Annotated in this window: 24 protein-coding genes and 12 tRNA genes; 33 read left to right on the top strand and 3 right to left on the bottom strand. The window is 49.7% G+C overall.

The window, feature by feature from the left end:
• Window positions 1-61: 61 nt before the first annotated feature.
• Complete coding sequence (locus ATH33_RS12875; RefSeq protein ID WP_231855205.1) at window positions 62-1,036, top strand: hypothetical protein; 975 nt, start codon at window positions 62-64, stop codon at window positions 1,034-1,036.
• Between the two features lie 326 nt (window positions 1,037-1,362).
• Window positions 1,363-3,504, top strand: coding sequence for a Tex family protein (locus tag ATH33_RS12865; protein WP_121874495.1), 2,142 nt, complete (start codon window positions 1,363-1,365; stop codon window positions 3,502-3,504).
• Between the two features lie 35 nt (window positions 3,505-3,539).
• On the opposite strand, the gene cmpA is transcribed toward ATH33_RS12865, so the two are convergent.
• Window positions 3,540-3,674, bottom strand: a complete 135-nt coding sequence (gene cmpA, locus ATH33_RS12860; RefSeq protein ID WP_121874494.1) for a cortex morphogenetic protein CmpA — start codon at window positions 3,672-3,674, stop codon at window positions 3,540-3,542.
• Between the two features lie 128 nt (window positions 3,675-3,802).
• Between cmpA and ATH33_RS12855 the strand changes: the two genes are divergently transcribed.
• Complete coding sequence (locus ATH33_RS12855; RefSeq protein ID WP_062843378.1) at window positions 3,803-4,705, top strand: NAD(P)-dependent oxidoreductase; 903 nt, start codon at window positions 3,803-3,805, stop codon at window positions 4,703-4,705.
• Window positions 4,706-4,730: 25 nt separating this feature from the next.
• On the opposite strand, the gene ATH33_RS12850 is transcribed toward ATH33_RS12855, so the two are convergent.
• On the bottom strand, window positions 4,731-5,759 hold the full coding sequence (locus tag ATH33_RS12850; protein WP_062843377.1) for a ThiF family adenylyltransferase: 1,029 nt from the start codon (window positions 5,757-5,759) through the stop codon (window positions 4,731-4,733).
• A 131-nt stretch (window positions 5,760-5,890) separates the two neighbouring features.
• On the opposite strand from ATH33_RS12850, the gene ATH33_RS12845 reads away from it, so the two are divergent.
• The 23 genes from ATH33_RS12845 to ATH33_RS12740 all read left to right on the top strand — a co-directional run bounded on the left by ATH33_RS12845 (window position 5,891) and on the right by ATH33_RS12740 (window position 14,781).
• Window positions 5,891-6,220: a hypothetical protein gene (locus ATH33_RS12845; RefSeq protein ID WP_037998138.1), complete on the top strand. Its 330-nt coding sequence runs from the start codon at window positions 5,891-5,893 to the stop codon at window positions 6,218-6,220.
• A 116-nt stretch (window positions 6,221-6,336) separates the two neighbouring features.
• Window positions 6,337-7,041, top strand: coding sequence for a Bax inhibitor-1/YccA family protein (locus ATH33_RS12840; RefSeq protein WP_231564650.1), 705 nt, complete (start codon window positions 6,337-6,339; stop codon window positions 7,039-7,041).
• Entirely contained in the window at window positions 7,041-7,205 is a 165-nt protein-coding gene (locus ATH33_RS13655; RefSeq protein WP_170151267.1) for a hypothetical protein, read from the top strand. The genes ATH33_RS12840 and ATH33_RS13655 overlap by 1 nt, the downstream gene beginning before the upstream one ends.
• Before the next feature lie 28 nt (window positions 7,206-7,233).
• Window positions 7,234-7,308: transfer RNA gene (locus ATH33_RS12835), tRNA-Asn, on the top strand.
• A 3-nt stretch (window positions 7,309-7,311) separates the two neighbouring features.
• A tRNA-Ser gene (locus ATH33_RS12830) sits at window positions 7,312-7,405 on the top strand.
• 7 nt (window positions 7,406-7,412) lie between these two features.
• A tRNA-Glu gene (locus ATH33_RS12825) sits at window positions 7,413-7,489 on the top strand.
• A 4-nt stretch (window positions 7,490-7,493) separates the two neighbouring features.
• Window positions 7,494-7,569 (top strand) — tRNA-Val (locus ATH33_RS12820).
• A 17-nt stretch (window positions 7,570-7,586) separates the two neighbouring features.
• Window positions 7,587-7,663 (top strand) — tRNA-Asp (locus ATH33_RS12815).
• 12 nt (window positions 7,664-7,675) lie between these two features.
• Window positions 7,676-7,751, top strand: a tRNA-His gene (locus ATH33_RS12810).
• A 4-nt stretch (window positions 7,752-7,755) separates the two neighbouring features.
• A tRNA-Gln gene (locus ATH33_RS12805) sits at window positions 7,756-7,830 on the top strand.
• A 10-nt stretch (window positions 7,831-7,840) separates the two neighbouring features.
• Window positions 7,841-7,916, top strand: a tRNA-Lys gene (locus tag ATH33_RS12800).
• Between the two features lie 154 nt (window positions 7,917-8,070).
• Window positions 8,071-8,155: transfer RNA gene (locus tag ATH33_RS12795), tRNA-Leu, on the top strand.
• A 12-nt stretch (window positions 8,156-8,167) separates the two neighbouring features.
• Window positions 8,168-8,254: transfer RNA gene (locus ATH33_RS12790), tRNA-Leu, on the top strand.
• A gap of 18 nt (window positions 8,255-8,272) precedes the next feature.
• Window positions 8,273-8,349 (top strand) — tRNA-Pro (locus ATH33_RS12785).
• A gap of 11 nt (window positions 8,350-8,360) precedes the next feature.
• A tRNA-Gly gene (locus tag ATH33_RS12780) sits at window positions 8,361-8,434 on the top strand.
• Window positions 8,435-8,509: 75 nt separating this feature from the next.
• Window positions 8,510-9,508 carry a thiamine-phosphate kinase gene (gene thiL / locus ATH33_RS12775; RefSeq protein WP_037998141.1) on the top strand — a complete coding sequence of 333 codons (999 nt, stop codon included), beginning with the start codon at window positions 8,510-8,512 and terminating at the stop codon, window positions 9,506-9,508.
• Between the two features lie 5 nt (window positions 9,509-9,513).
• Window positions 9,514-9,972, top strand: coding sequence for a tRNA (adenosine(37)-N6)-threonylcarbamoyltransferase complex ATPase subunit type 1 TsaE (gene tsaE, locus ATH33_RS12770; RefSeq protein ID WP_037998151.1), 459 nt, complete (start codon window positions 9,514-9,516; stop codon window positions 9,970-9,972).
• Window positions 9,969-10,694, top strand: a complete 726-nt coding sequence (gene tsaB, locus ATH33_RS12765) for a tRNA (adenosine(37)-N6)-threonylcarbamoyltransferase complex dimerization subunit type 1 TsaB (protein ID WP_037998144.1) — start codon at window positions 9,969-9,971, stop codon at window positions 10,692-10,694. Before tsaE ends, tsaB begins: the two co-directional genes overlap by 4 nt.
• Window positions 10,687-11,184, top strand: coding sequence for a ribosomal protein S18-alanine N-acetyltransferase (gene rimI / locus ATH33_RS12760; protein ID WP_037998146.1), 498 nt, complete (start codon window positions 10,687-10,689; stop codon window positions 11,182-11,184). Before tsaB ends, rimI begins: the two co-directional genes overlap by 8 nt.
• Window positions 11,147-12,172, top strand: a complete 1,026-nt coding sequence (gene tsaD, locus ATH33_RS12755; RefSeq protein WP_062843376.1) for a tRNA (adenosine(37)-N6)-threonylcarbamoyltransferase complex transferase subunit TsaD — start codon at window positions 11,147-11,149, stop codon at window positions 12,170-12,172. The genes rimI and tsaD overlap by 38 nt, the downstream gene beginning before the upstream one ends.
• 150 nt (window positions 12,173-12,322) lie before the next feature.
• A complete protein-coding gene (pxpB, locus tag ATH33_RS12750) occupies window positions 12,323-13,075 on the top strand; it encodes a 5-oxoprolinase subunit PxpB (RefSeq protein WP_069201568.1) in 753 nt (250 codons plus the stop codon).
• Entirely contained in the window at window positions 13,032-13,835 is an 804-nt protein-coding gene (locus ATH33_RS12745; protein ID WP_052186916.1) for a LamB/YcsF family protein, read from the top strand. The genes pxpB and ATH33_RS12745 overlap by 44 nt, the downstream gene beginning before the upstream one ends.
• Window positions 13,828-14,781, top strand: coding sequence for a 5-oxoprolinase subunit C family protein (locus ATH33_RS12740; RefSeq protein WP_062843375.1), 954 nt, complete (start codon window positions 13,828-13,830; stop codon window positions 14,779-14,781). The genes ATH33_RS12745 and ATH33_RS12740 overlap by 8 nt, the downstream gene beginning before the upstream one ends.
• Before the next feature lie 42 nt (window positions 14,782-14,823).
• On the opposite strand, the gene ATH33_RS12735 is transcribed toward ATH33_RS12740, so the two are convergent.
• Window positions 14,824-16,812 (bottom strand): ABC-F family ATP-binding cassette domain-containing protein, encoded by a 1,989-nt coding sequence (locus ATH33_RS12735; RefSeq protein WP_231855204.1) that lies wholly within the window; start codon window positions 16,810-16,812, stop codon window positions 14,824-14,826.
• 94 nt (window positions 16,813-16,906) lie between these two features.
• Between ATH33_RS12735 and ATH33_RS12730 the strand changes: the two genes are divergently transcribed.
• The 7 genes from ATH33_RS12730 (at window position 16,907) to xylA (ending at window position 23,172) form a co-directional block, all read left to right on the top strand.
• Window positions 16,907-17,491 (top strand): 5-formyltetrahydrofolate cyclo-ligase, encoded by a 585-nt coding sequence (locus ATH33_RS12730; protein ID WP_037998281.1) that lies wholly within the window; start codon window positions 16,907-16,909, stop codon window positions 17,489-17,491.
• Between the two features lie 89 nt (window positions 17,492-17,580).
• Window positions 17,581-18,258 (top strand): redox-sensing transcriptional repressor Rex, encoded by a 678-nt coding sequence (locus ATH33_RS12725; RefSeq protein ID WP_052186911.1) that lies wholly within the window; start codon window positions 17,581-17,583, stop codon window positions 18,256-18,258.
• A gap of 33 nt (window positions 18,259-18,291) precedes the next feature.
• Window positions 18,292-19,038: a twin-arginine translocase subunit TatC gene (gene tatC / locus ATH33_RS12720; protein ID WP_037998282.1), complete on the top strand. Its 747-nt coding sequence runs from the start codon at window positions 18,292-18,294 to the stop codon at window positions 19,036-19,038.
• A 92-nt stretch (window positions 19,039-19,130) separates the two neighbouring features.
• Window positions 19,131-19,364 carry a hypothetical protein gene (locus ATH33_RS12715; RefSeq protein ID WP_037998284.1) on the top strand — a complete coding sequence of 78 codons (234 nt, stop codon included), beginning with the start codon at window positions 19,131-19,133 and terminating at the stop codon, window positions 19,362-19,364.
• Between the two features lie 239 nt (window positions 19,365-19,603).
• Window positions 19,604-19,888, top strand: a complete 285-nt coding sequence (gene groES / locus ATH33_RS12710) for a co-chaperone GroES (RefSeq protein WP_037998287.1) — start codon at window positions 19,604-19,606, stop codon at window positions 19,886-19,888.
• A 56-nt stretch (window positions 19,889-19,944) separates the two neighbouring features.
• Window positions 19,945-21,585 (top strand): chaperonin GroEL, encoded by a 1,641-nt coding sequence (gene groL / locus ATH33_RS12705; RefSeq protein ID WP_121874493.1) that lies wholly within the window; start codon window positions 19,945-19,947, stop codon window positions 21,583-21,585.
• 261 nt (window positions 21,586-21,846) lie between these two features.
• A complete protein-coding gene (xylA, locus tag ATH33_RS12700; RefSeq protein ID WP_037998292.1) occupies window positions 21,847-23,172 on the top strand; it encodes a xylose isomerase in 1,326 nt (441 codons plus the stop codon).
• Window positions 23,173-23,198 lie beyond the last annotated feature (26 nt).

Below are 23,198 nucleotides of genomic sequence, written 5' to 3'. Positions count from 1 at the left end.
ATTTTGAATATAAAGAGGAATTAGAGAAATGCATAGAATATTATTCATAAGGGGGGTCTTTATGAAAACAGGAAAGATGAAGCGTTTTCTGATGTTTGTGGTGATTACCTTGTGCGTTTCGATCCTGCTTCCGGACACGGCCGGGGCTGCTTATTACAACACGTATACCACCGTTTCGCTTCTCGGCAATGCCAACAGTTGTTACGCCGCGCAAGGATTTGCCGTGGGATCGACTTACACCTATTCCATCAAAATCAACAATGATGAAACCAAGGCGGTGATTTACCGGACGAGAATGAGTGACGGAACCACGACACTCATGACGAACGGGGATAACGGAACCACTTATGCAAACTACCTTGGCCACGCCAATGACATTGCCCTTCACAGCAACAACGGAAATTATTATATGTTTGTTGTCACCATGAAAGCCGGCAGTATGAGTCTGGTGAAACTGAAGTATGAAGGGACGAAGTATTATAAAGCCGGAAACTACACCATCAAATACAATGGCGAAAATAAAGCGATGTCGGGAGTGGCGATCACCGGAAAAGATGCCGACAACATCCACTTTCTCTTTAAATCCGGAACCACTTTTTACCGGGGTTCACTTCCTTTGAATGCAACCAGCGGCACGATCAACGTGACCAAGGCTTTTCAAATAAATATTAAAGATGCGTTGGTCAATCATCAGCCCGTCCCTACAGAAATCACGGAATTCGCCACTCAGGGAATCGGTTATTACAACAATACATTATATTTCCCTTTGACTGGCAATACGGTGGAAAAATACAAGAACGTCAGCATCATCCTCGTTTACCGGAATATCTCCACGGCTTCCGGCACGATCCATGCCGATGATGATCTGTCTTTCCGCATCACGTCCGGTCAATATCCGGATCTTTTCGAGATTGAGGGGGTCGGAATTGCCAACGGGGATAAACTCTGGTTCCATGCCAACCGGAGAAAATCTTCCGGAGACACGGCTTCGGACAATGTCGCTTATTTTAACGATTACAGCGCTTCAAAAGAATAATTCCCGGATCAAAAAACAATGCCACGGCTTTATATGGGACTTGCCAAACCATATGAAGCCGTTTTTGCGTTATCGGGCTTTCCGGAAGGAGAAGGCGGATTTTATGGATTTTATCCGGGGGTGGCAAGAAACCCGGAGGGGTCGTCCGCCGTTGAGGCAGGTATTTCCGCAGGGGCCGGAGAAATCGTTTTATTGTTTTGTCAACGAATCTTCCATCTTTTGTTCCAGGCTGCGGACCGGTCCGGTTGCATTTTCGTTACAATAAATAAAGTTGGGCCGTAAATGCTCGGTTTTGTTTGAGAGGAAGAAAGCAGGTGATAGAAGTTATGGATCAACAACGAATGTTTTCCCTGATCGCCAAAGAGATGGGGATTTTGACAGAACAGGTGCAAGCTGCTGTCCAATTGATGGAAGAAGGAAACACCATTCCTTTCATTGCCCGTTACCGCAAAGAGAAGACCCGGGAACTGGACGAAGAACAATTACGGCAGATTGAAGAAAGATATCATTATTTAACGCAACTTGCCACCCGCAAAGAAGAAGTGATCCGCCTCATTGACGAACAAGGAAAGTTGACCGAAGAGTTGCGGCAAAAAATTGAGCAGGCGACCAAGTTGCAGGAAGTGGAGGATTTGTATCTTCCCTATCGGCCGAAGCGAAAAACCAGAGCGTCCATTGCCCGTGAAAAAGGGCTGGAACCTCTGGCGCGCATCATGGCGGAGACGACCGATCCTTCTGCGATTGAAGAAGCCGCGCTTCAATTTATCAATGAGGAAAAGGAAATTGATTCAAAAGAAAAAGCGTTGCAGGGAGCGATGGACATTTTGGCGGAGGAATTGTCCGAGGATGCGGAGATCCGCAAATGGGTGCGCGAATTCACCTGGAAGACGGGCATTCTGGTTTCCGCCGCCAAAGATAAAGAAACCCGGTCCGTTTATGAAATGTATTATGATTATTCGGAGCCTGTACATAAGATGCCGTCCCACCGGATCTTGGCGGTAAACCGGGGAGAACGCGAAGAAATCCTCAAAATCAAGATCACCGTGGACGAAGAAAAAATTTATGAGCGGTTGGCCCGGTGGTTTTCCATTCCGGTCCATCCTTTTTTAGAATCGGTGATTCAAGACAGCTACAAGCGGCTGATTGCCCCGTCCATCGAGCGGGAAGTGCGTTCCCGGATGACGGAGGAAGCGGAAGAACACGCCATTCAGATTTTTTCCGAAAACCTGAGGCATTTATTGTTGCAGCCGCCGGTCCGCGGAAAAACGGTATTGGGGATCGATCCGGCTTACCGTACCGGTTGCAAATGGGCGGTGGTGGATGAAACGGGAAAAATGCTCGAAGTCGGCGTGATCTACCCGACCAAGCCCCAGGAAAAGGTGGAAGAAGCCAAAGCCACGGTGTTGGCGCTGATTGACCGGTATCCGATTGAAGTCATTACCATTGGAAACGGAACGGCATCCCGCGAAACGGAGGCTTTTGTCGCCCAAGTGATTCAAGAAGCACCGCGCCCGGTTTATTATGTGATTGTCAATGAAGCGGGAGCAAGTGTTTACTCGGCATCCAAATTGGCCAAAGAAGAGTTTCCGGATTTGGATGCCGCCCGGCGCAGCGCGGTCTCCATTGCCCGCCGCTTTCAAGATCCCTTGGCGGAATTGGTGAAAATCGACCCGAAATCGGTGGGCGTGGGACAATACCAACATGATGTTTCGCAAAAAGAGTTGAGCCGCAGTTTGACCAATGTGGTGGAATCGGTCGTGAACTATGTGGGGGTGGATGTCAACACCGCTTCCCCGTCACTTTTGCAATATGTATCCGGGATCAGTACGTCGGTTGCCAAAAATATTGTGAAACAAAGAGAAGAAAAAGGCCGTTTCATGGATCGCACCGAGTTGAAAGACGTTCCCCGCCTGGGGGTCAAAACATATGAGCAATGCATCGGGTTTTTACGCATTCATGACGGGAGCAACCCGCTGGATCAAACCCCGATTCACCCCGAGTCTTACCATATTGCAGAAGGTCTTTTGAACCTGTCGGGATTAAAGCCGGAACAAATCGGTACCGATGAATGCAAAGAAATGTTAAAAAAAGTGGATGTCGAAAAAACGGCCGCTGAGTTAGGCTGCGGGGTTCCCACATTAAAGGATATCATTGAAGCTTTGTTGCGTCCGGGTCGGGATCCCCGCGATGAAATGCCGAAACCGCTTCTCCGTTCGGATGTGTTGAAGCTGGAAGACCTCAGTCCCGGCATGCATTTGAAAGGAACGGTCCGGAACGTTGTGGACTTTGGCGCCTTTGTGGATATCGGGCTGAAAAATGACGGTTTGGTTCATATCTCGAGAATGAGTGAAAAGTATGTGAAAAACCCGATGGATGTCGTCACGGTCGGTGACATTGTGGACGTGTGGGTGACCGAAGTGGATATTGAACGGGAAAGAGTCGGATTGAGCATGGTTCCCTTAAGCTGAAAAAAGTGCCCGGTTGCGGGCGCTTTTTTTAAAAATCAGGCTTGTGGCGAATCAAGCCGGATTTTTCCTTGCTTGTGGTATTCAAACCAACATTGGTTTAAAAAAATAATTTGCCGGCGGTCTTTGTTGAAAAAAGCTTGCATGAGTTGCTTGATCAGCCACTTAGGCATTGTTTCCGGTCCCCCTAAAAAAACTTTTATTTATACATATGTAAAAATGAGGTCGATGTGCTCCGCTTCCCGGACGGATTTTGTAAGATAAAAAGTGTGAATATTGGTTCGAAGAAAGGAAGAGGATGATGGATCAATCGTGGAAAATCGGTTTTATCGGTTTGGGGATCATGGGACGGTCAATGGCTTATAACCTTTACCGCGCAGGGTTTGACGTTACGGTGTGGAACCGGACGGAGTCCAAAGTGAAAGAAGCTGAAAAATGGGGGGCAAAAACCGCTTCTTCTCCCAAAGAGCTGTCCAAAACCTGCCATTTGGTGATCACCATGGTCGGGGACACCGATGACGTGCGGCAAGTGGCGGAAGGGGAAAACGGATTGATTCACGGGGCCCGGCCGGGGACTTATTGGATCGATATGAGCACCATCTCTCCCGATGCCACCCGGGACTTTGCCGAACGGGCCAAAAAGAAAGGCATCATCATGATGGATGCCCCCGTCAGCGGCGGGGACACCGGGGCGAAAAACGGGACGTTATCGATCATGGTTGGCGGAGAAAAAGAAGATGTAAAGCGGGTGATGCCGGTTTTTCAAGCGATGGGGTCTTCCATCACCCATTGCGGGCCCGTGGGTGCCGGGCAAACCGTCAAAGCCTGCAACCAGATTTTGTGCGGATTGAACTTGCTGGCCATGGTTGAAGCGTTTGCGTTTGCCAAAAAGTCCGGGGTGGATTTGGAAAAAATGTTGGAGGTGACGACCCGGGGGGCCGCTGGATCCTGGGCTTTGTCCAATTACGGTCCCCGGTTGATCAAAGGGGATCTCTCGCCCGGATTCACGGTCCGGTTCCAGCAAAAAGATTTGCGGATTGTTTTGGAGGAAGCGGAAAAAATGGCATTGCCCCTTCCGGGGACGGCCGTGGTTCAACAACTTCTCCGTTCGGTCCAAGCCTATGGAGGAAATGAGGACGGGACCCAATCATTGATCCGGGTGATGGAAAAGCTGGGGAATGTCGAGATAGTGGATAAAAAATAAGGAGCGGCATCCATCCGCTCCTTTTTTAAATGCCCACATAACGGGCGACCACCGCTTTGGCCGTCTGAATGTCCGTGGTTCCTTGCACCAAGATGCGCCCGTCCGGAAAGATGGCCAATTCGTGCCCGTCTTCAGACAGATCTGCTTTTAACAAAAAGGGATTTCTGTTGGTCTTTCCCACTTTTTGCAGCCGGCTTTCCAGAATGTCCAGATCCAGAGGTTGGGAAAGCGTGATTTGCACCGACTGTCTTCCGCACATGGATACTTCTTGCGGGCCTTTGCGGGCCGGATGAAGGAAATCCCATTGTTTGCGGCCGCATGCCGGGCAGTCTTCGTCTTTTTGATGGCTGACATCCAAGGATTGAAAATGGTTGGACCACAAGTCGATATGGCGCAGGTGCGTTTCGCAAGCCTCTTCATTTCCGGTCAACAGTTTGATCGCTTCCGCCCCTTGAAAAGCGGTAATCACTTGCACGGCCGGACCGATGACGCCAGCGGTGTCACAAGTTTCCGCGGCTCCCGGAGCAGGCGTTTCCGGAAAGAGGCAACGCAAGCAAGGCGTTTTTCCCGGCCGGATCGTAAAGGACATTCCCCGGGAACCGACGACGCCTCCGTAGATCCAGGGGATTTGATGTTTGATGCTCAAGTCATTGATGAGATAACGCACGTGAAAGTTATCCGTTCCGTCCAAAATCAGGTCCACATCGGACAACAATTCTTCCGCATTGCGCCAGGTCAGATCGGCGATGTGCGCTTCCAGTTCAAGATCGGAACGGATGGCTTGCAATTTGTTTTTGGCAGCGATCACTTTCGGCAAATGTTGCCGGGAATCGGTTTCGTCATAAAGCATTTGCCGTTGTAAATTGCTCGCTTCGACAAAATCCCTGTCGATCAGGCGCAAGAATTTGACGCCGGCCCGGGCCATGTGGTTGGAAAGGGCGGTGCCGAGCGCCCCCATTCCCACGACGGCCACCCGGGCTTGGGACAATTTTTTTTGTCCTTCTTCACCGATCGGGGCAAAAAGAATTTGTCTGGAGTATCGTTGCTGGTCCACTTTCCTGATGTTCCTCCTTTGATTTTCGCATATCCTTATTTTCTCACAGAAGGATGAAACTGAGAATGGAGAGTTTGGGTGCATCAATGTTTAGAGAAAAGGAAACAGTGAAAAAGAGAGGAGGTGATCAGGTGGAGCAGGAAAAAAGAAAATACTATGTATCGCTTGAGTTCGGAACGCACACGGGCGAAATACAGGCACAAAAAGATGAAAACAGCCCTGTTTTCCAATATGAGATTGAAGCCACCCCGCAAGAGGTTGAGCAGTTGGAAAAGTTATTTGCCGAGGCCCAGGAAACGGAGTTGCAGTTTTTCGCCAAAGCCCATGTTCCGTTTTTGGATAATGAAGCGGCGGAAAATGCGGAAGAAGACAGAGAAATCAACAGGATCTACCAAATGATTTACCAATTGGGAACCGAAAAGACCCGGGAGCAATTGCGGGAAATCGGGGTGATCCGGTAAATCCTGACGGGAAAGAACGGGATCCTTGCTTTCTTTGCCGGGGAAGCCGGCTTGATTTTATGGGGGATTGGAAATATACTAATTTTTTGATAAAGATCAAGATGAGGGGGATTTCCGTGGAACAAACCCGTTTTCCCGGTATGAATGAAACCACTGCGGTACAAATTCAACAACGGTTGATGCAACGTGTGTTTTCCTGGATGTTTGCCGGTTTGTCCATGACCGCGATTATCGCGATGGCTTTGTACAGCAATCCGGATGTGCCGTTCTTTTTGGCTTCCACTCCCGGAGTTTTCTGGGGGATTTTGATTGCCGAATTAATTGTGGTGTTCGGATTGTCTGCGCTTCTTCACAAGCTGACTCCGTTTATGGCCACCTTCGCTTTCTTTCTCTATGCCGCTTTAAACGGGGTTACCTTCACATTGATCCTGGCGCAGTTTGGTTTGGCCCTGGTCGGGACGGCATTTCTCATTGCGGCCGGGATGTTTGGTTTGTTTGCGTTCATCGGTTATGTGACCAAAATCAATTTGACCAAAATCGGTTCTATTGCCATTATGGCGGCGATCGGCCTCGTTTTGGCGTCACTGGTCAATTTGTTCTTCCTGAAAAGCTCCGTTGTGGAACTGGTGATTTCTTATCTCTTGGTTTTGGTCTTTTGTATTGTCACGGCTTATGACATTCAAAACATCAAAAGAATGAGCGAAAGGGCATATGATGAAAAAACGGCAACCAAATTGGCCATTTTCGGCGCGCTGATGTTGTACCTTGATTTTATCATCATCTTTAAAAACCTTTTGTCGATCTTAAGCAGTGATGACTGATGGCAACAAAGGCCCTCTTGCGAAAGCAGGAGGGCTGTAAAATAAAAATTATTTTTTTAAAAAAACTCTTGACGAAAGATGTGGAGCGTGGTAATTTATTAATTGTCACTGATGAGGACGAAAGAAAAATAAAAAAATCTCTTGCCATTTGGCTGGGGATTTGATATAATACAATCCGTCTCTTGTTGATGATCCTCAGTAGCTCAATGGTAGAGCGCCCGGCTGTTAACCGGTAGGTTGCAGGTTCGAGTCCTGCCTGAGGAGCCACGCGGAGAGATACTCAAGTGGCTGAAGAGGACGGTTTGCTAAACCGTTAGGGGGTCTTACTGGCCCCGCGAGGGTTCGAATCCCTCTCTCTCCGCCATTCACGTGGCCCGTTGGTGAAGCGGTTTAACACACCAGCCTTTCACGCTGGCATGCAGGGGTTCGAATCCCCTACGGGTCACCAAAACGGACGCTTAGCTCAGCTGGGAGAGCATCTGCCTTACAAGCAGAGGGTCGGCGGTTCGATCCCGTCAGCGTCCACCATTTCAATATGATGATGCGGAGCTGTGGTGTAGAGGCCTAACATGCCTGCCTGTCACGCAGGAGATCGCGGGTTCGAATCCCGTCAGCTCCGCCAATTTTATGCGTGGCGGCCGTGGCGAAGTGGTTAACGCACCGGATTGTGGCTCCGGCATTCGTGGGTTCGATTCCCACCGGTCGCCCCATTGATGGGGAATAGCCAAGCGGTAAGGCAACGGACTTTGACTCCGTGATGCGCAGGTTCGAATCCTGCTTCCCCAGCCATTTCAAATTTGAGCCATTAGCTCAGTTGGTAGAGCACCTGACTTTTAATCAGGGTGTCGAAGGTTCGAGTCCTTCATGGCTCACCACAGTGTTTGGCCTCCTTGGTGGGGTTTTCACTGAGGAGGCTTTCATGATGAATGGACATGCGATAAAAAATAAATTTTCTATTGACTTTATCCCGAAAGCATGTTATTCTGTTTTTTGTCGATATGAGAGCTGACAGTGCGTAATAGCAGTCATGCGGGTGTGGCGGAATTGGCAGACGCACTAGATTTAGGTTCTAGCGCCTTCGGGCGTGGGGGTTCAACTCCCTCCACCCGCACCAAACGTCAACCGGGCGGTCGTGGTGGAATTGGCAGACACGCTATCTTGAGGGGGTAGTGGCCCTTTGGCCGTGCGAGTTCGAGTCTCGCCGACCGCACCAAGCAAAGAATTCTTATATCGGGGTGTGGCTCAGCTTGGCAGAGCGCCTCGTTCGGGACGAGGAGGTCGCAGGTTCAAATCCTGTCACCCCGACCATTTTTATATTTGCGGGTGTAGTTCAGTGGTAGAACATCGGCCTTCCAAGCCGAATGCGAGGGTTCGATTCCCTTCACCCGCTCCAAAATAGAGATGAGAAACACGGATCGCGGTGACTGCTGCGATCCTTATTTTTTTACCGTCAAAGGAGAGATTCAAGGTGCAAGACGAATTTGCGCTCATTCGGTCTTGGTTGAGCCGGCGTCCGACTCCCGACAGGCACATCGAAGTGGATATCGGGGATGATGCGGCGGTTGTCCAACCTCTTTCCGGAAATTCCATGGTCTTGACTTGTGATACGATGGTGGAAACCGTTCATTTTCGCAGGGATACCCTTTCATTTAAGGAAATCGGGCGCAAACTGCTTGCCGTCAATGCAAGTGACATCAATGCGATGGGCGGGGTGCCGGTTTATGCCCTGATCAGTGCATCGGTTCCGGATGGATGGCAGGAAGACGAATTGCTCCAAATTTACGAGGGATTGTATGCGTATGCAGAAGAAATCAAAGTGGCCCTGATCGGCGGGGACACGACCCGTACCGACGGACCTTTGACCCTCACGTTGACCTTGACGGGGGAAGTGGAGAAAGGGCGTGCGCTCCGGCGTTCGGCGGCAAAACCGGGGGATATTTTGTTTGTCACGGGCACTTTGGGGGATTCTGCGGCAGGATTGGATTTGTTGTTGAAGAACCGGGCAGCTTCTGACGGGGAGAAGCTGTTGATTGAGGCGCACCGTCGCCCTGATCCCCCGCTGCAAATCGGACCTTGGCTCTCGGATTCTCCTTTTTACAGCCGCGTGTCCCTGAATGACATCAGTGACGGGCTGGCGCGGGAAGCTTGGGAAATTGCCGAAGCCAGCGGCGTCAAGATTGTGATTGAAGAAGACAAAATCCCTTTGTCCCCGGCTTTGCTCTCTTATGCGGAAAGTTCCGGGCAAGATCCGTATCAGTGGGTATGGAGCGGAGGAGAGGATTTTCAATTGTTGGGAACCGTTCCGTTCCAGCACTGGGAGGCTTTTGAATGGGAGGCAAAGAGAAGAAATTGGAAAATCGCTGCCATCGGACAAGTGGAATCCGGGGAACCTGGTGTTGAAAAAATAGTGGATAAACAAAGGTTGAAAGTGGAGAAATCCGGTTACAATCATTTTGCAAACAGGTGATATTTGTGGAAAAAGAATGCACGGTTGACACGTTCAGCGAAGAAGAGACGAAGGCATTGGCCCGAACCATTGCACGGTATTTGAAACCCGGGGATGTCATTGCGCTGGAGGGGGATTTGGGAGCCGGCAAAACGACACTTGCCCAAGGGATTGCCAAAGCGCTGGGGATTTCGGGACCGGTGGACAGCCCGACCTTTACCATTATCAAAGAATATGAAGGAACGCTTCCCCTTTATCACATGGATGTGTACCGCATTGATTCCCCGGAAGAAGAGTTGGGATTGGAAGAGTATTTTTACGGGGACGGGGTTTGTCTGGTGGAATGGGCATCCCATGTAAAGCCGCTCCTGCCGGATTCCACGTTGTGGATGTTTTTGACGGTAAAGCCGGACCGGAGGAGCATCCGGATTCGATCCAAAGATTCGCGTTGGAATTCATTGATGAAGGAGTTGGCAGCCCGATGAAATTACTCGCCATGGATACCTCCACGCTGGTGATGGGTGTGGCCGTGATGGATCTGGAAAACCAAAAAATTTTGGGAGAGACGGTGACCAATTTACACAAGAACCATTCGGTCCGCTTAATGCCCACCATTGAGCAGCTGTTAAATGACCTGGATCTCGCCGTGGATGATCTCACCCATTTGGCGGTGACACGGGGACCGGGTTCTTACACCGGCATTCGCATCGGAGTGACCACCGCCAAGGCCATGTCCTGGGCAAGACAAATTCCGCTTTACAGTGCGTCCAGCTTGGCGGTGTTGGCGTTAAACGGTGCCCGTTTTGGCGGATGGGTGGTTCCCATGTTTGATGCGCGCCGGCGCAGGGTTTATACCGGGGCATTTCGGATGGACAACCATGAAATCCGTGAAAAATTGCCCCAGCAAGTGATTACCTTGAATGCTTGGTTACAACAATTGAAAGAATCCGGCGAACCGGTTTTGTTTTTGGGGGATGACGTGGTTCGCTTTGAAGAAGAAATCCGGTCCACGCTCGGCAAACAGGCATGTTTCGGCACCCCGCAGGAGAACATTCCCCGCCCGGCATCGTTGGCCTGGTTGGCTTATCAAAAATGGAGCCGGCAAGAACAACCGGAACCACCGGATTTCTCCCCGGAGTATTTGCAGATGACCGAAGCCGAGGCCAATTGGTTAAAAAAACAACGGAAGGAAGGGGCGAATGGCTAAACAATCGCTGGGTCCGGTGGCTTTTCGTCCGATGGAAATCATGGATTTGCCGCAGATTGAATTGGTGGAGAAAAGCTCATTTCCCACCCCTTGGCCGCGCAAGGCGTTTTATAATGAGTTGATGTTTAACCAGTTTGCTTACTACACCGTTGCCACGTACGATGAGAAAGTGATCGGCTACTGCGGGTTCTGGCTGATTTTGGATGAGGCGCACATTACCAACATCGCCATTCACCCGGATTACCGGGGCAGAGGGATTGGTGAAGCGACGTTGAGTTATGTGATGGATTTGGCGAAAAAATTGGGTGCGGAAAAAATGACCTTGGAAGTGCGGGTATCCAATGAAGTGGCCAAAAAAATGTATGAGAAACTGGGATTTGTCCGCTCGGGAATTCGAAAAGGCTATTATACTGACAATAAAGAAGATGCGATGATTATGTGGGTGACATTAAATGAACGAGAACAGAAGGACCATCATTCTGGGAATTGAGACAAGTTGTGATGAAACATCCGCCGCCGTCGTGGAAAACGGAACCACTGTGTTATCCAATGTGATTTCATCACAGATGGACATCCACCGCAAATTTGGCGGCGTGGTGCCGGAAGTGGCTTCCAGACGCCATGTGGAACGGATCACGTTGATTATTGAAAAAGCTTTGCATGATGCCAAGGTCAGCATGGAGGAAGTGGACGGGATTGCCGTGACCCAGGGCCCGGGGTTGGTCGGGGCGCTGTTGATCGGGGTGGCTGCAGCCAAAGCGTTATCGTTTGCCACCGGAAAACCGTTGATCCCGGTGCACCATATTGCAGGGCACATTTATGCCAATCACCTGGTGCAACCGCTCTCCTTCCCGTTGGTCGCACTAGTGGTCTCCGGCGGACATACGGAATTGATCTACATGGAAGAACACAATCGGTTTCAGCTTTTGGGAAAAACAAGGGATGACGCCGCCGGGGAAGCGTTTGACAAAGTGGCGCGGTTGATGAATCTCCCTTATCCGGGAGGGCCGCACATCGACCGTCTGGCGGCAATGGGAACGCCTGAATATGATCTGCCGCGGGCCTGGCTGGAACCGGATTCTTTGGATTTCAGCTTTAGCGGGTTGAAATCGGCTGTCATGAATTTGGTGAACAACGCCAAGCAACGAGGGGAAGAAATCAATGAAGCCAATTTGGCGGCCAGCTTCCAGGAAGCGGTGCTCGAGGTGTTGATTGAAAAGGCGATGCGGGCGGTTCATCAAACCGGAGCGAAACATTTGTTGCTCGCCGGCGGGGTTTCGGCCAACAAAGGCTTGCGGAAACGTTTGCAGGAGCGGGCCGGACAAGAAGGCATCCGGTTTCAAATGCCTCCGTTGGAACTTTGTACGGATAATGCGGCCATGATTGCTGCGGCGGGAACCTATCAGCTGATGGACGGGAAAACGGCCGGTTTAACCTTAAATGCCGATGCCAACCTCCCGCTGATTGGGGAAAACTAAATATAGACAAAAAGAAGACTGACCAATGTCCGACGACATTGGTTTTTTTATTTTAAAGATAAGGATAAGAATAATCAGATTTTAGGTAAAATTATGTTAAAATTAAAATAAATTACGAAGTCAGATGAAGACTGGTCAGGGAGGGGGAACATGATCCGGTTTCGATGCTTGGGAGAACAAGCCCTGATTGTTGAACTGGGGGATCGGATTGATCCGGCCGTTCACCGGAAGGTGCTGGCTTTTTGCAAATGGCTTGAGCAACAAAAGATCAACGGGGTGGTGGAATGGGTTCCTTCGTATACAGGGGTGACCATTCATTTTGATCCATTTTTATTATCCTCTTTTGAACTTCAATCAAAGTTGGCGGATTTTTCCGCCGAATCCGCCGGCGACGGGCAAGATCGGGTGCGGATGATCGGAATCCCGGTTTGTTATGGAGGGGAATTTGGCCCCGATTTGGAGGAACTGGCCCGCTTCTGTCGGATGGATGCCAAAGAGGTGATCCGGATTCATGCCGGCGGAACTTACCTTGTCTATATGATCGGATTTGTTCCGGGGTTCGCTTATTTGGGAGGGATGTCTTCCCGGATCGCGATGCCGAGGCGGGATTCGCCCCGCCCGAAAATTCCGGCCGGTTCCGTCGGGATTGCCGGCGAACAAACCGGCGTTTATCCACTGGAGGTGCCGGGCGGTTGGAGGATCATCGGCAGGACGCCGCTGCCTTTGTTTCTCCCGGATCAATCTCCTCCATCGTTATTGCGCGCCGGGGACCTGGTGCAATTTGTCCCCATTGACGAGCCAGTGTACCACGCCATCAAAGAGAAATGCAATCATGGGGAAATTCCCGTTGAAATTCGTTATGTCAAAGGAGGGAAGGGAAGTGAATCGTCAAGCATCCGTTGACTTAAATTGTGATCTGGGGGAAAGTTTCGGGCATTACCGTCTGGGAAACGATGAAGAAATCATGAAGTGGATTACTTCCTGCAACGTGGCCTGCGGTTATCACGCCGGAGATCCGGAAACCATGTATCACAGCGTCAAACTGGCCAAACAATACGGCGTGTCCCTGGGGGCGCATCCGGGATTTCCCGATTTGATGGGATTCGGGCGGCGTGAGTTGAAGATGTCGGCAGACGAGGTGTACCATATGGTGATTTATCAGGTGGGGGCATTAAAAGCATTTGCCGATGTGGAAGGGGTTCGGGTGAGACATGTGAAACCCCACGGAGCGTTGTACAATCTTGCCACCGTCCAACCCGAACTGGCCCGGGCGATTGCCGAAGCCGTCCGCGATTTGGACAAGCAGTTGATCTTGTTTGCACTGTCCGGAAGCGAACTGGTCAAAGCCGGACGACGGGCCGGATTGACAGTGGCCGAAGAAGGATTTGCCGACCGCACTTACCAGCCGGACGGATCGTTAACCCCCCGCCGCCATCCGAAAGCCGTGATCCATGACATCCGTTCAGCCGCCCGGCAAGTGATTTCCATGGTGAAAGACGGAATGGTGACCACGGTCGAAGGAACCGCTGTTCCGTTAAGAGCGGATACAATCTGTGTGCACGGCGACCATCCGGGGGCGGTTTTTTTCGTATCCCGTTTGCGCAAACAATTGGAGGACGAGGGGATTGTGCTTCGTCCGGCAGGGGAACGTTTGGATGATTGAAGTGGTGGATCCGGGACTCTTGACCACGGTGCAAGACGGGGGAAGAACGGGTTACCAGGCATGGGGCGTGACGGTCGGTGGGGCCGTGGACCGTTTTTCGTTAAACACCGGAAATTTGTTGGTCGGAAATCATCCCGATGCCCCCGGCATTGAGATGAACCTGATCGGAGCGGTTTTCCGTGCGCATGAAACATTGGCGGCCACCCTGACCGGGGCGGATTTTTCGGCCAAGCTGGACGGGAAGGACATGCCGCTTGGAACCGTCTTTTTGTGGCCGGAAGGAAGTCTGCTCTCCCTGAAAGGAAAACCGGATGGTGCCCGCTGTTATCTCACCGTGTCCGGAGGAATTGATGTGCCCGAAGTGTTAAAGAGTGCGTCCACGGATCTCATCGCCGGAATCGGCGGAACCGGCGGACGGGCTCTTAAAAAAGGGGACAAGCTGAAAGTGGGGGAAAAGAGGATGGATCCTTCGGTTTTAAAGGGGCGAAGGCTTTCGCCGGTGTGGTTCCGAAAGAAAAAAAAGAAAGAACCGGAAAAAGTCCGGGTGGTTTTCGGTCCGCATGATGATGCCTTCACCCAAAAAGGAAAAGAACGGTTTACTTCCGCCACATTCCAATGTTCTCACCGGATGAACCGCATGGGCCTTCAATGTTTGGGTGAGCCGGTGGAACACAAAAACGGAGCGGATATCATATCCGCCGGGGTCACGTTTGGATCCATTCAAGTTCCGGCGGACGGACAGCCCTTTATTCTGTTGGCAGATCGCCAGACGACCGGCGGTTACACACAAATTGCGACGGTGATTCGTGCGGATTTCACGAAGATCGCCCAGTTGATGCCGGGCGACCGGATCCGTTTTTGCCCCGTGTCCCTTGGGGAAGCGAGGGAAGCGTTGGTGGAACAAGACCGCTTTTTAAAACAATTAAGCGCCCATAACCAAAAATAAGGCTGCCATCTTTTTCAGATGGCAGCCGCAACCGTTGTTTGACTAAGATTCATCCGCCAAGTCCGCCCATTCATTGGTGGTTTCCTCCAATTTTTCTTCCAGTTTTGCCAGTTTCTGTTGCAAAGGCGCACTGGCGGACGGATCGTTATAAATTTCCGGATCGCACAACTTGGCGTGAATCTCTTCAATTTTTGATTCCAGTTGTTCGATTTCTTGTTCCAGCCGTTCCAACTTCTGCCGGCGTTGTTTTTGTTTGCGTTGCTTTTCTTTTTCCCGCTTCCGGTAGGCATCTGCTTCAGTCCGCGAAGGGGCGGATGAAGTGCCCTGCGCGGGAGGGGCGGTTTTGTCTTCAAATTGCTCCAATGCCTTTTTCTCCAAGTACCAATCATAATTCCCCTGATAATCCCGTATGCCGTCGGGGGTCAATTCCCAGATGCGGGTGGCCAGGCGCCGGATGAAATACCGGTCGTGCGAAATGAACAGCAGGGTTCCCGGAAATTCTTCCAAGGCTTGCTCCAACCGTTCTTTGCTGGGCATATCCAAATGGTTGGTCGGTTCATCCATCAGCAAAAAATTTGCCTGGTTTAACATGCGTTTACATAAGGAAAGGCGCGCTTTTTCCCCGCCGCTCAAACTGCTCACCTTTTTAAAAACATGGTCCCCGTAAAACAGAAACTGCCCGAGTGCTGAACGGATGGTGGTCTGATCCAGGCGTGGGTGATCATTCCACAATTCGTCAATCACTGAAAGATCCGGATTCAACTCTTGTTGTTCCTGGTCATAATAGTCCATTTCCACTTGCGTTCCCCACTTCCACGTCCCGCTGAGCGGAGGAAGCTTGCCGGCGATGGTTTTTAACAATGTTGATTTTCCCAGCCCGTTCGGACCGATCAGTGCAATGTGTTCTCCCCGTTCGATGCGGAAGTCGAGGTTTTGGATGAGCGGCTTTTCGTATCCGATGGTTAAATTTTTGACTTCCAAAATCTCTTTGCCGCTTCGGACGGCCGGTTCAAACCGGATGGCCGCTTTGCGCGGGCGCGGGGATGGCGGTTGGATGCGTTCCATTTTTTCCAGCGCTTTGCGGCGGCTTTGTGCCCGCTTGGTGGTGGAAGCCCGGGCGATGTTTCGCTCGATGAATTCTTCCATCCTTTTGATTTCGGCTTGTTGCTTTTCATATAGTTTTTGTTGTTGTTCCCATCTCGCTTCTTTCTGTTTCACATAGGAAGAATAATTCCCCACATACCGGGTGATCTGATGGTGTTCCAGTTCATAGATGATGGTGACCAGACGGTCGAGAAAATACCGGTCGTGGGAAACCAAAAGCAAAGCCCCCGGGTAATTGGCGAGCATTTGCTCCAACCAGGACATCGCGTCCATGTCCAGATAGTTGGTCGGCTCATCCAGGATGAGTAAATCCGGTTCTTCCAAAAGCAATTTGGCCAGCGCCACCCGGGTTTTTTGCCCTCCGCTCAAGGATTGGACCGGTGTCGCTTTCCAGTCAATGCCGCCCATTCCCAATCCGGTTAAAGCTCTCCGGATTTTGGCTTCATAAGCATATCCGCCTTTTTCTTCGAATGCGGATTGTAATGAGGAATATTTTTCCAACGTCTTTTCATAGATGTCCGGCCGGGTGTATACTTCTTCTTTGCCCATTTCCGTTTCCAACAGGCGGAGCTGCTTTTCCATCCCGATCAGTTCTTGAAACGGGAGCAAAAGTTCATCCCAGACCGTTTTTTCAGACTGAAGTCCGCTGTTTTGCGCCAAATAGCCGACTCTGGCTTTTTTGGAAAGATGGATTTCGCCTTCATCGGGAAGCAGTTCCCGGATCAAAATTCTTAAAAGCGTGGATTTGCCGGCGCCGTTCGGGCCGATGAGTCCGATATGTTCACCTTCATTGATTTTCAGGTCCACATTTTGAAAAATGATGTTTCCTCCAAATGTTTTTTCTATGTTTTTCGCTTGTAACAGCATTCGGTCCACCTCGCTCATGTCCAGTGTAATCGAGTCTTTGCCGCAGGGCAAATTATTCATGACGGCCCTTATATCCGGTGGATTATTGAAAAAAGAAAGGTTATAATGTAAGAATCAATCACTGTTTTTTCATTGCCTTGAAGGAATGAATAACATGAAAAATAAAAAGGAACTGCGCCGGCATTTGCTTGAAGTCCGCAGCCGTCTTTCTTCTGCATATAAGAAAGAATGTTCTGATATTATCTGCCGGAAGGTGACGGGCCATCCGGCTTACAAGCAGGCAAAGACGGTGATGTTTTATATGCCGGTTCGTGGTGAAGCGGATGTTTTGCCTGCCCTGAAAGAAGCGCTTTCATCCGGCAAACGGGTGATTTTGCCAAAAACCGAAAAAGAAAAGAAGTCCATCCGTTGCTTCCGGATTCGGGGATTGAAGGATTTGACCGAAGGAGCCTACGGCATTTTGGAACCGGACGCATCCCTTTGTCAGGAGATTGTCGTTCAGAAAGTGGAATTGGTGATCGTACCGGGCGTCGGCTTCGATGTTTCAGGGTTTCGCCTGGGATACGGCGGCGGATATTATGACCGGTTTTTATCCCGGCACCCCGGAGCGGTCCGTATGGGCGTCGCTTATGATGAACAAATTGTAAATGATGTGAAGGCAGAACCTCATGATTGCAGGATGGACTGGTTGGTTTCCCCGCGGAAAATATTGGAATTCACCCGGTTAAAAATTAAGTGAACCACCCGAATTTACAAGTTTTATGGTATGATGTTTTTTGCAAAACTTTTGTGCGTTGATTCACATTTATGGAGGTGTATGTTGGCACGATGCCTGAAAATAAAATACCGCAGGTGACGGCAAAGCGGTTGCCTTTATATTACCGTTATTTGGAGAAATTGCATGCGATCGGGAAACAACGCGTTTCTTCAGCGGATTTGAGCGATGCATTGCATATAGATCCGGCGACGATTCGCCGCGATTTTTCTTACCTGGGTGAGCTCGGGAAAAAAGGTTACGGTTATAATGTTACTTATCTGCTTCAATTTTTACGGGATTTCTTGAAACAAGACGAGGTCACCAATGTGGTGTTGGTTGGAGTGGGAAATCTCGGAACGGCATTATTGAGATATAATTTTTATCGCAGCCACAATACCAAGATCGTTGCCGGTTTTGACCAGGATCCGAACAAAGTGGGAAAAGATGTGGATGGCATTCCGGTCTATTCCATGGATCGCCTGGCGGAAGTGACCCAGTTGCACAATGTGGAAGTGGCGATTTTGACTGTTCCGCTGAATGCGGCTCAATCCACGGCTGATTTTTTGGTCAAGAACGGGATCCGGGGGATTTTAAACTTCACGCCGGCCCGTTTGACGGCGCCACCTTATGTGCGTATTCACAATATCGATTTGACGATCGAACTGCAGACATTGATTTACTTCCTCAAAAACTTTCCGGAAGGGAACCCGGGGGACAGCGAAGAAGAGTCTTTGACGACGGAAAAATGATTGCCACAGATGATTGTAAGGGAGCATTGGATCATGAGCGATGAACAACAGCCGATCACAGAGCATTTAGGGGAGCTTCGACGCCGTATTATATGGAGTCTGGTCTTTTTTTTCGTCGCCTTAATCGGAAGCTTTTTTTATTCGCAGGATGTGTTCTTGTTCATTAAGCAGGACTTGTTTTCCGATTACAAAATCGTCATCTTGAATCCGGTTGATCCGATTCGTATTTATATGCAAATATCGGTCATTATAGCCTTGGTGATCAGTTCGCCTTTCTGGATGTATCACCTTTGGCGCTTTGTCCGCCCGGGTCTTCACCCGAATGAACAAAGGGCCGCGTTGATTTATATTCCGGTCTCATTGGGATTGTTTTTAACGGGCGTTGCTTTCGGGTATTTTGTCATTTTTCCTTATATCCTTGATTTTTTGGTGTTGCTTGGCGGACAGATGGGGTTGCAGGAAAACTTCAGCGTACAATATGCTTTCAGTTTTTTGTTCGGAGTGATCCTGCCGCTCGCGCTGTTTTTTGAATTGCCGGTGATCACTTTGTTTTTGACGCGCATCCGCTTGGTGACGCCGGATTTGTTGCGCAAAGTGCGGCGTTATGCATACCTGGGGCTGGTGATCGTCGCGGCTTTGATCACGCCACCCGAGCCGATCGCCAACATCCTCGTCTCCATTCCGCTGATCTTGTTATATGAAGTAAGTATTTCCATTTCAACGATTTTGTCACGGCGCATGGAGCGCCAAGATGCTGAGTGGGAAAAAGAAAATCAATGATTGGCGAAAAACTCCCGTCCTCTGACGGGAGTTTTTGCGTTACATAGGTTGATATGGATTGGGGAACAATTCCTGATGGAAGGAGGAGTACCATGAGTTCATGTTCAAAAGACCGTTTCCCAAAGGTGTATTTTTTCGCCTTTGTCTTGATGACGCTGTTGGCCATACCATCGGTCAGGCAGTGTGTCTCCCAATTTTTTGAAGACCGGTTGCTCTCTTTGTTCAAAGGCGGAAAGCGCCAGGATGGCGGTTCTTCCGGCCATTCGTCATCGGGCGGCCCGGAAGATGATTTTAAAATCCGTCTTGATTTAAACCAGTCAATATGAGATGTTTATTTATTATAAGGAGCATTTCACAAACAAAAAAGCAGACCGGGATTTGGAAAGCGATTCGGGTTGGGAATCGCTTTCATTTTTGCCTGAACGGGATTTTTGATAGTTTTTTTGGCTCCCCACTTGAAAAATGAAGGCGAGAGGAATATTATATTTAATGGATGTTAGCACTCGGCTTTGATGAGTGCTAACAATATGACAAATTCATCCACTGAACAAAGGAGGGTTTCGCAATGATCAAACCTTTGGGTGATCGTGTTGTCTTGGAAGCAGTAGAAAAAGAAGAAAAAACAGCCAGCGGCATCGTTTTGCCGGACACCGCCAAAGAAAAACCGCAAGAAGGACGCATTGTTGCGGTTGGAAGCGGCCGCTTGGATGACAATGGAAACCGGATCGCATTGGAAGTCAAAGAAGGAGACCATGTGATCTTCTCCAAATATGCCGGAACCGAAGTAAAATACGGCGACAAAGAATACCTCATCTTGCGTGAAAGTGATATCCTCGCAATCGTTGACTGATCTCAGTCATTGAGATATAAAAATTTCACTTACATATGGAAAGGGGACGGTGAGTCATGGCAAAAGAAATTCAATTCAGCGAAGAAGCCCGTCGTGCAATGCTGCGCGGAGTGGACGCACTGGCGAATGCGGTAAAAGTAACCCTCGGACCGAAAGGCCGCAACGTGGTGTTGGAAAGAAAATTCGGTTCTCCTTTGATTACAAATGACGGTGTAACCATTGCAAAAGAAATCGAATTGGAAGATCCTTTTGAAAACATGGGTGCACAGTTGGTGAAAGAAGTAGCAACCAAAACCAACGACGTTGCCGGAGACGGTACCACCACAGCCACCGTTTTGGCACAAGCCATCATCCGTGAAGGATTGAAAAACGTAGCTGCCGGTGCAAACCCGATGATTCTCCGCAAAGGGATCGAAAAAGCGGTTAAAAAAGCCGTTGAACAAATTCATGAAATTGCAAAACCGATCGAAGGAAAAGACTCCATTGCCCAAGTTGCAGCCATTTCTGCTAACGATGAAGAAATCGGTAAATTGATTGCCGAAGCCATGGAAAAAGTGGGTAAAGACGGCGTCATCACCGTGGAAGAGTCCAAAGGATTCGCCACCGAACTCGAAGTGGTGGAAGGGATGCAATTCGACCGCGGTTACATTTCTCCTTACATGGTAACCGACACCGACAAAATGGAAGCTGTTTTGGATGAGCCGTACATCCTCATCACCGACAAAAAAATCAGCAGCATCCAAGAAATCCTGCCGATCCTGGAAAAAGTGGTACAACAAGGCAAACAATTGTTAATCATTGCCGAAGACATGGAAGGGGAAGCATTGGCCACCCTCGTTGTGAACAAATTGCGTGGAACGTTCACCGCTGTGGCTGTAAAAGCTCCCGGATTTGGTGACCGCCGCAAAGCAATGCTCGATGACATTGCCATCTTGACCGGTGGGCAACGCATTTCCGAAGAATTGGGTCTCGACCTGAAATCCGTCGGACTCGAAGTGCTCGGCCGTGCCCGCCAAGTACGCGTCAACAAAGACGACACCATCATCGTTGACGGTTACGGTGAACCCAGTGCCATCCAATCCCGTGTAAACCAAATCCGTCAACAACTCGAAGAAACCACTTCCGAGTTTGACAAAGAAAAACTGCAAGAACGTCTGGCCAAACTGGCTGGCGGTGTGGCCGTCATCAAAGTCGGTGCTGCAACCGAAACCGAACTCAAAGAGAAAAAATTGCGCATTGAAGACGCGCTCAACTCCACCCGTGCCGCTGTGGAAGAAGGAATTGTTGCCGGTGGGGGAACCGCGCTTGTTAATGTGATCAATGTTGTGGGAGATCTGGAAAGCTCTTTGCCGATTGGCGACGAAAAAACCGGTGTTTCCATCATCAAACGTGCACTGGAAGAGCCGGTACGCCAAATCGCTTTCAACGCCGGATTGGAAGGTTCCGTCATCGTGGAACGTCTGAAAAAAGAAGAAGCCGGAGTCGGATTCAACGCTGCAAGCGGCGAATGGGTCGACATGATCCAAGCTGGTGTTGTGGATCCGGCGAAAGTAACCCGTTCCGCACTGCAAAATGCAGCATCCGTTGCTGCCATGTTCCTCACCACGGAAGCCGTTGTGGCTGACAAACCGGAAGAACAAAAAGACAGCGGTTCTCCGGACATGGGAGGAATGGGCGGAATGGGCGGCATGATGTAATCAAGCCCTGAAGCCCGTTGATCTGAAAAAGAGGCCTCCATTCATTGAATGGAAGGCCTCTTTTTCTATCCGTTTTTTGATATGAATAGTTTAACCGATGAATAAAGTCGACAAGAAATATCTGGTGTGTATAACGGAATATCTTTGTTTATATGAGTATTTTATATTGACAACGTTTTCATTTTGCGATTAACTTAATTTAAAGAATAAACAAAGTTTGAAGTTTTTTTCCATCGCAGATCATGAAAGGAGAAGAGGTAGATGAGCTTTTTCCCTAATATTGAAAAAATCCGGTATGAGGGTCCGGGGTCATCCAATCCTTTTGCATTCAAGCACTACAATCCGGAGGAAAAAGTCGGCGGCAAAACCATGGAAGAGATCTTGCGGTTCAGTGTGGCTTATTGGCATACCTTTACCGAAGATTTATCCGATCCGTTCGGGAGCGGAACGGCGCTCAGGCCATGGGACCGGTATCAGGGGCTGGATTTGGCCAAAGCGAGGGTGGAAGCGGCCTTTGAATTTTTTGAAAAACTGGGGGTTCCTTATTTCTGCTTCCATGATGTGGATATCGCGCCGGAAGGAAGCAATTTAAGAGAGACCAATCGAAATCTGGATATCATTGTGTCGATGATTAAGGATTACATGAAAGACAGCAAGGTTAAATTGCTGTGGAACACCGTGAACAACTTTACGCACCCGCGTTTCGTGCACGGGGCGGCCTCTTCCAACCAGGCGGATGTGTTTGCCTATGCAGCAGCCAAAGTGAAAAAAGGGTTGGAAATTGCCAAAGAGCTGGAAGCGGAAAATTATGTGTTTTGGGGCGGGCGCGAAGGATATGAAACGCTTTTGAATACCGACATGAAGCTGGAGTTGGACAATTTGGCCCGTTTCTTCCGCATGGCGGTGGATTATGCCAAAGAAATCGGCTTTGAAGGGCAGTTGTTGCTGGAGCCGAAACCCAAAGAGCCGACCTCGCACCAATATGATTTTGATGCGGCCAGTTGCTATGCGTTTTTGCAACATTATGACCTTCAAGATGATTTCAAATTAAATATCGAAGCCAACCATGCCACCCTTGCCGGCCACACCTTTGAACATGAACTGCGCTATGCACGGATTCACGGCTTGCTGGGGTCTGTGGATGCCAACCAGGGGCATCCTCTGTTGGGTTGGGATACCGATGAATTTCCGTCGGATTTGTATGCAACAACCCTGGCCATGTATGAAATTCTGAAAAATGGTGGCTTGAAGCCGGGCGGATTGAACTTTGACGCCAAAGTGCGCCGTGGTTCGTTCGAACCGGATGATTTATTCCTGGCCCATATCGTCGGAATGGACAGCTTTGCCGTGGGGCTCAAAGTGGCACAAAAATTGATTGATGATCAAGTGCTGGATGGATGGATCGAAAAACGGTACGCGAGTTATCGGGATGGAATCGGAAAAGAGATTGTCGAAGGGAAAGTCGATTTCCACAAATTGGAGGAATATGCGCTGGGCTTAAACGAAATCCGGAATGAATCCGGGCGGCTGGAACAGATCAAAGCCACCATCAACCAATACTTGTTAAATATTGTTGCCCAAAGGTAAAGCAGGAGGTTTCTTCCGGTGAATGC

It is taken from the genome of Thermoactinomyces vulgaris, from assembly GCF_003688725.1.
Classification (GTDB): Bacteria; Bacillota; Bacilli; order Thermoactinomycetales; family Thermoactinomycetaceae; genus Thermoactinomyces; species Thermoactinomyces vulgaris.
This window is presented reverse-complemented; position numbering and strand designations above follow the sequence as displayed.

Bases quoted from the DNA above. Each gene is read 5' to 3' on its own strand.
- ATH33_RS12855 (WP_062843378.1), top strand. From the start codon at position 3,803: ATGGATCAATCGTGGAAAATCGGTTTTATCGGTTTGGGGATCATGGGA.
- groES (WP_037998287.1), top strand. From the start codon at position 19,604: ATGATCAAACCTTTGGGTGATCGTGTTGTCTTGGAAGCAGTAGAAAAA.
- tatC (WP_037998282.1), top strand. From the start codon at position 18,292: ATGAGCGATGAACAACAGCCGATCACAGAGCATTTAGGGGAGCTTCGA.
- rimI (WP_037998146.1), top strand. From the start codon at position 10,687: ATGGCTAAACAATCGCTGGGTCCGGTGGCTTTTCGTCCGATGGAAATC.
- cmpA (WP_121874494.1), bottom strand. From the start codon at position 3,674: ATGCCTAAGTGGCTGATCAAGCAACTCATGCAAGCTTTTTTCAACAAA.
- ATH33_RS12725 (WP_052186911.1), top strand. From the start codon at position 17,581: ATGCCTGAAAATAAAATACCGCAGGTGACGGCAAAGCGGTTGCCTTTA.
- tsaD (WP_062843376.1), top strand. From the start codon at position 11,147: ATGAACGAGAACAGAAGGACCATCATTCTGGGAATTGAGACAAGTTGT.
- groL (WP_121874493.1), top strand. From the start codon at position 19,945: ATGGCAAAAGAAATTCAATTCAGCGAAGAAGCCCGTCGTGCAATGCTG.
- ATH33_RS12745 (WP_052186916.1), top strand. From the start codon at position 13,032: ATGTCAAAGGAGGGAAGGGAAGTGAATCGTCAAGCATCCGTTGACTTA.
- ATH33_RS12875 (WP_231855205.1), top strand. From the start codon at position 62: ATGAAAACAGGAAAGATGAAGCGTTTTCTGATGTTTGTGGTGATTACC.
- ATH33_RS12865 (WP_121874495.1), top strand. From the start codon at position 1,363: ATGGATCAACAACGAATGTTTTCCCTGATCGCCAAAGAGATGGGGATT.
- pxpB (WP_069201568.1), top strand. From the start codon at position 12,323: ATGATCCGGTTTCGATGCTTGGGAGAACAAGCCCTGATTGTTGAACTG.
- ATH33_RS12740 (WP_062843375.1), top strand. From the start codon at position 13,828: ATGATTGAAGTGGTGGATCCGGGACTCTTGACCACGGTGCAAGACGGG.
- ATH33_RS12735 (WP_231855204.1), bottom strand. From the start codon at position 16,812: ATGAATAATTTGCCCTGCGGCAAAGACTCGATTACACTGGACATGAGC.
- ATH33_RS12715 (WP_037998284.1), top strand. From the start codon at position 19,131: ATGAGTTCATGTTCAAAAGACCGTTTCCCAAAGGTGTATTTTTTCGCC.
- ATH33_RS13655 (WP_170151267.1), top strand. From the start codon at position 7,041: ATGGCAACAAAGGCCCTCTTGCGAAAGCAGGAGGGCTGTAAAATAAAA.
- tsaB (WP_037998144.1), top strand. From the start codon at position 9,969: ATGAAATTACTCGCCATGGATACCTCCACGCTGGTGATGGGTGTGGCC.
- xylA (WP_037998292.1), top strand. From the start codon at position 21,847: ATGAGCTTTTTCCCTAATATTGAAAAAATCCGGTATGAGGGTCCGGGG.
- ATH33_RS12730 (WP_037998281.1), top strand. From the start codon at position 16,907: ATGAAAAATAAAAAGGAACTGCGCCGGCATTTGCTTGAAGTCCGCAGC.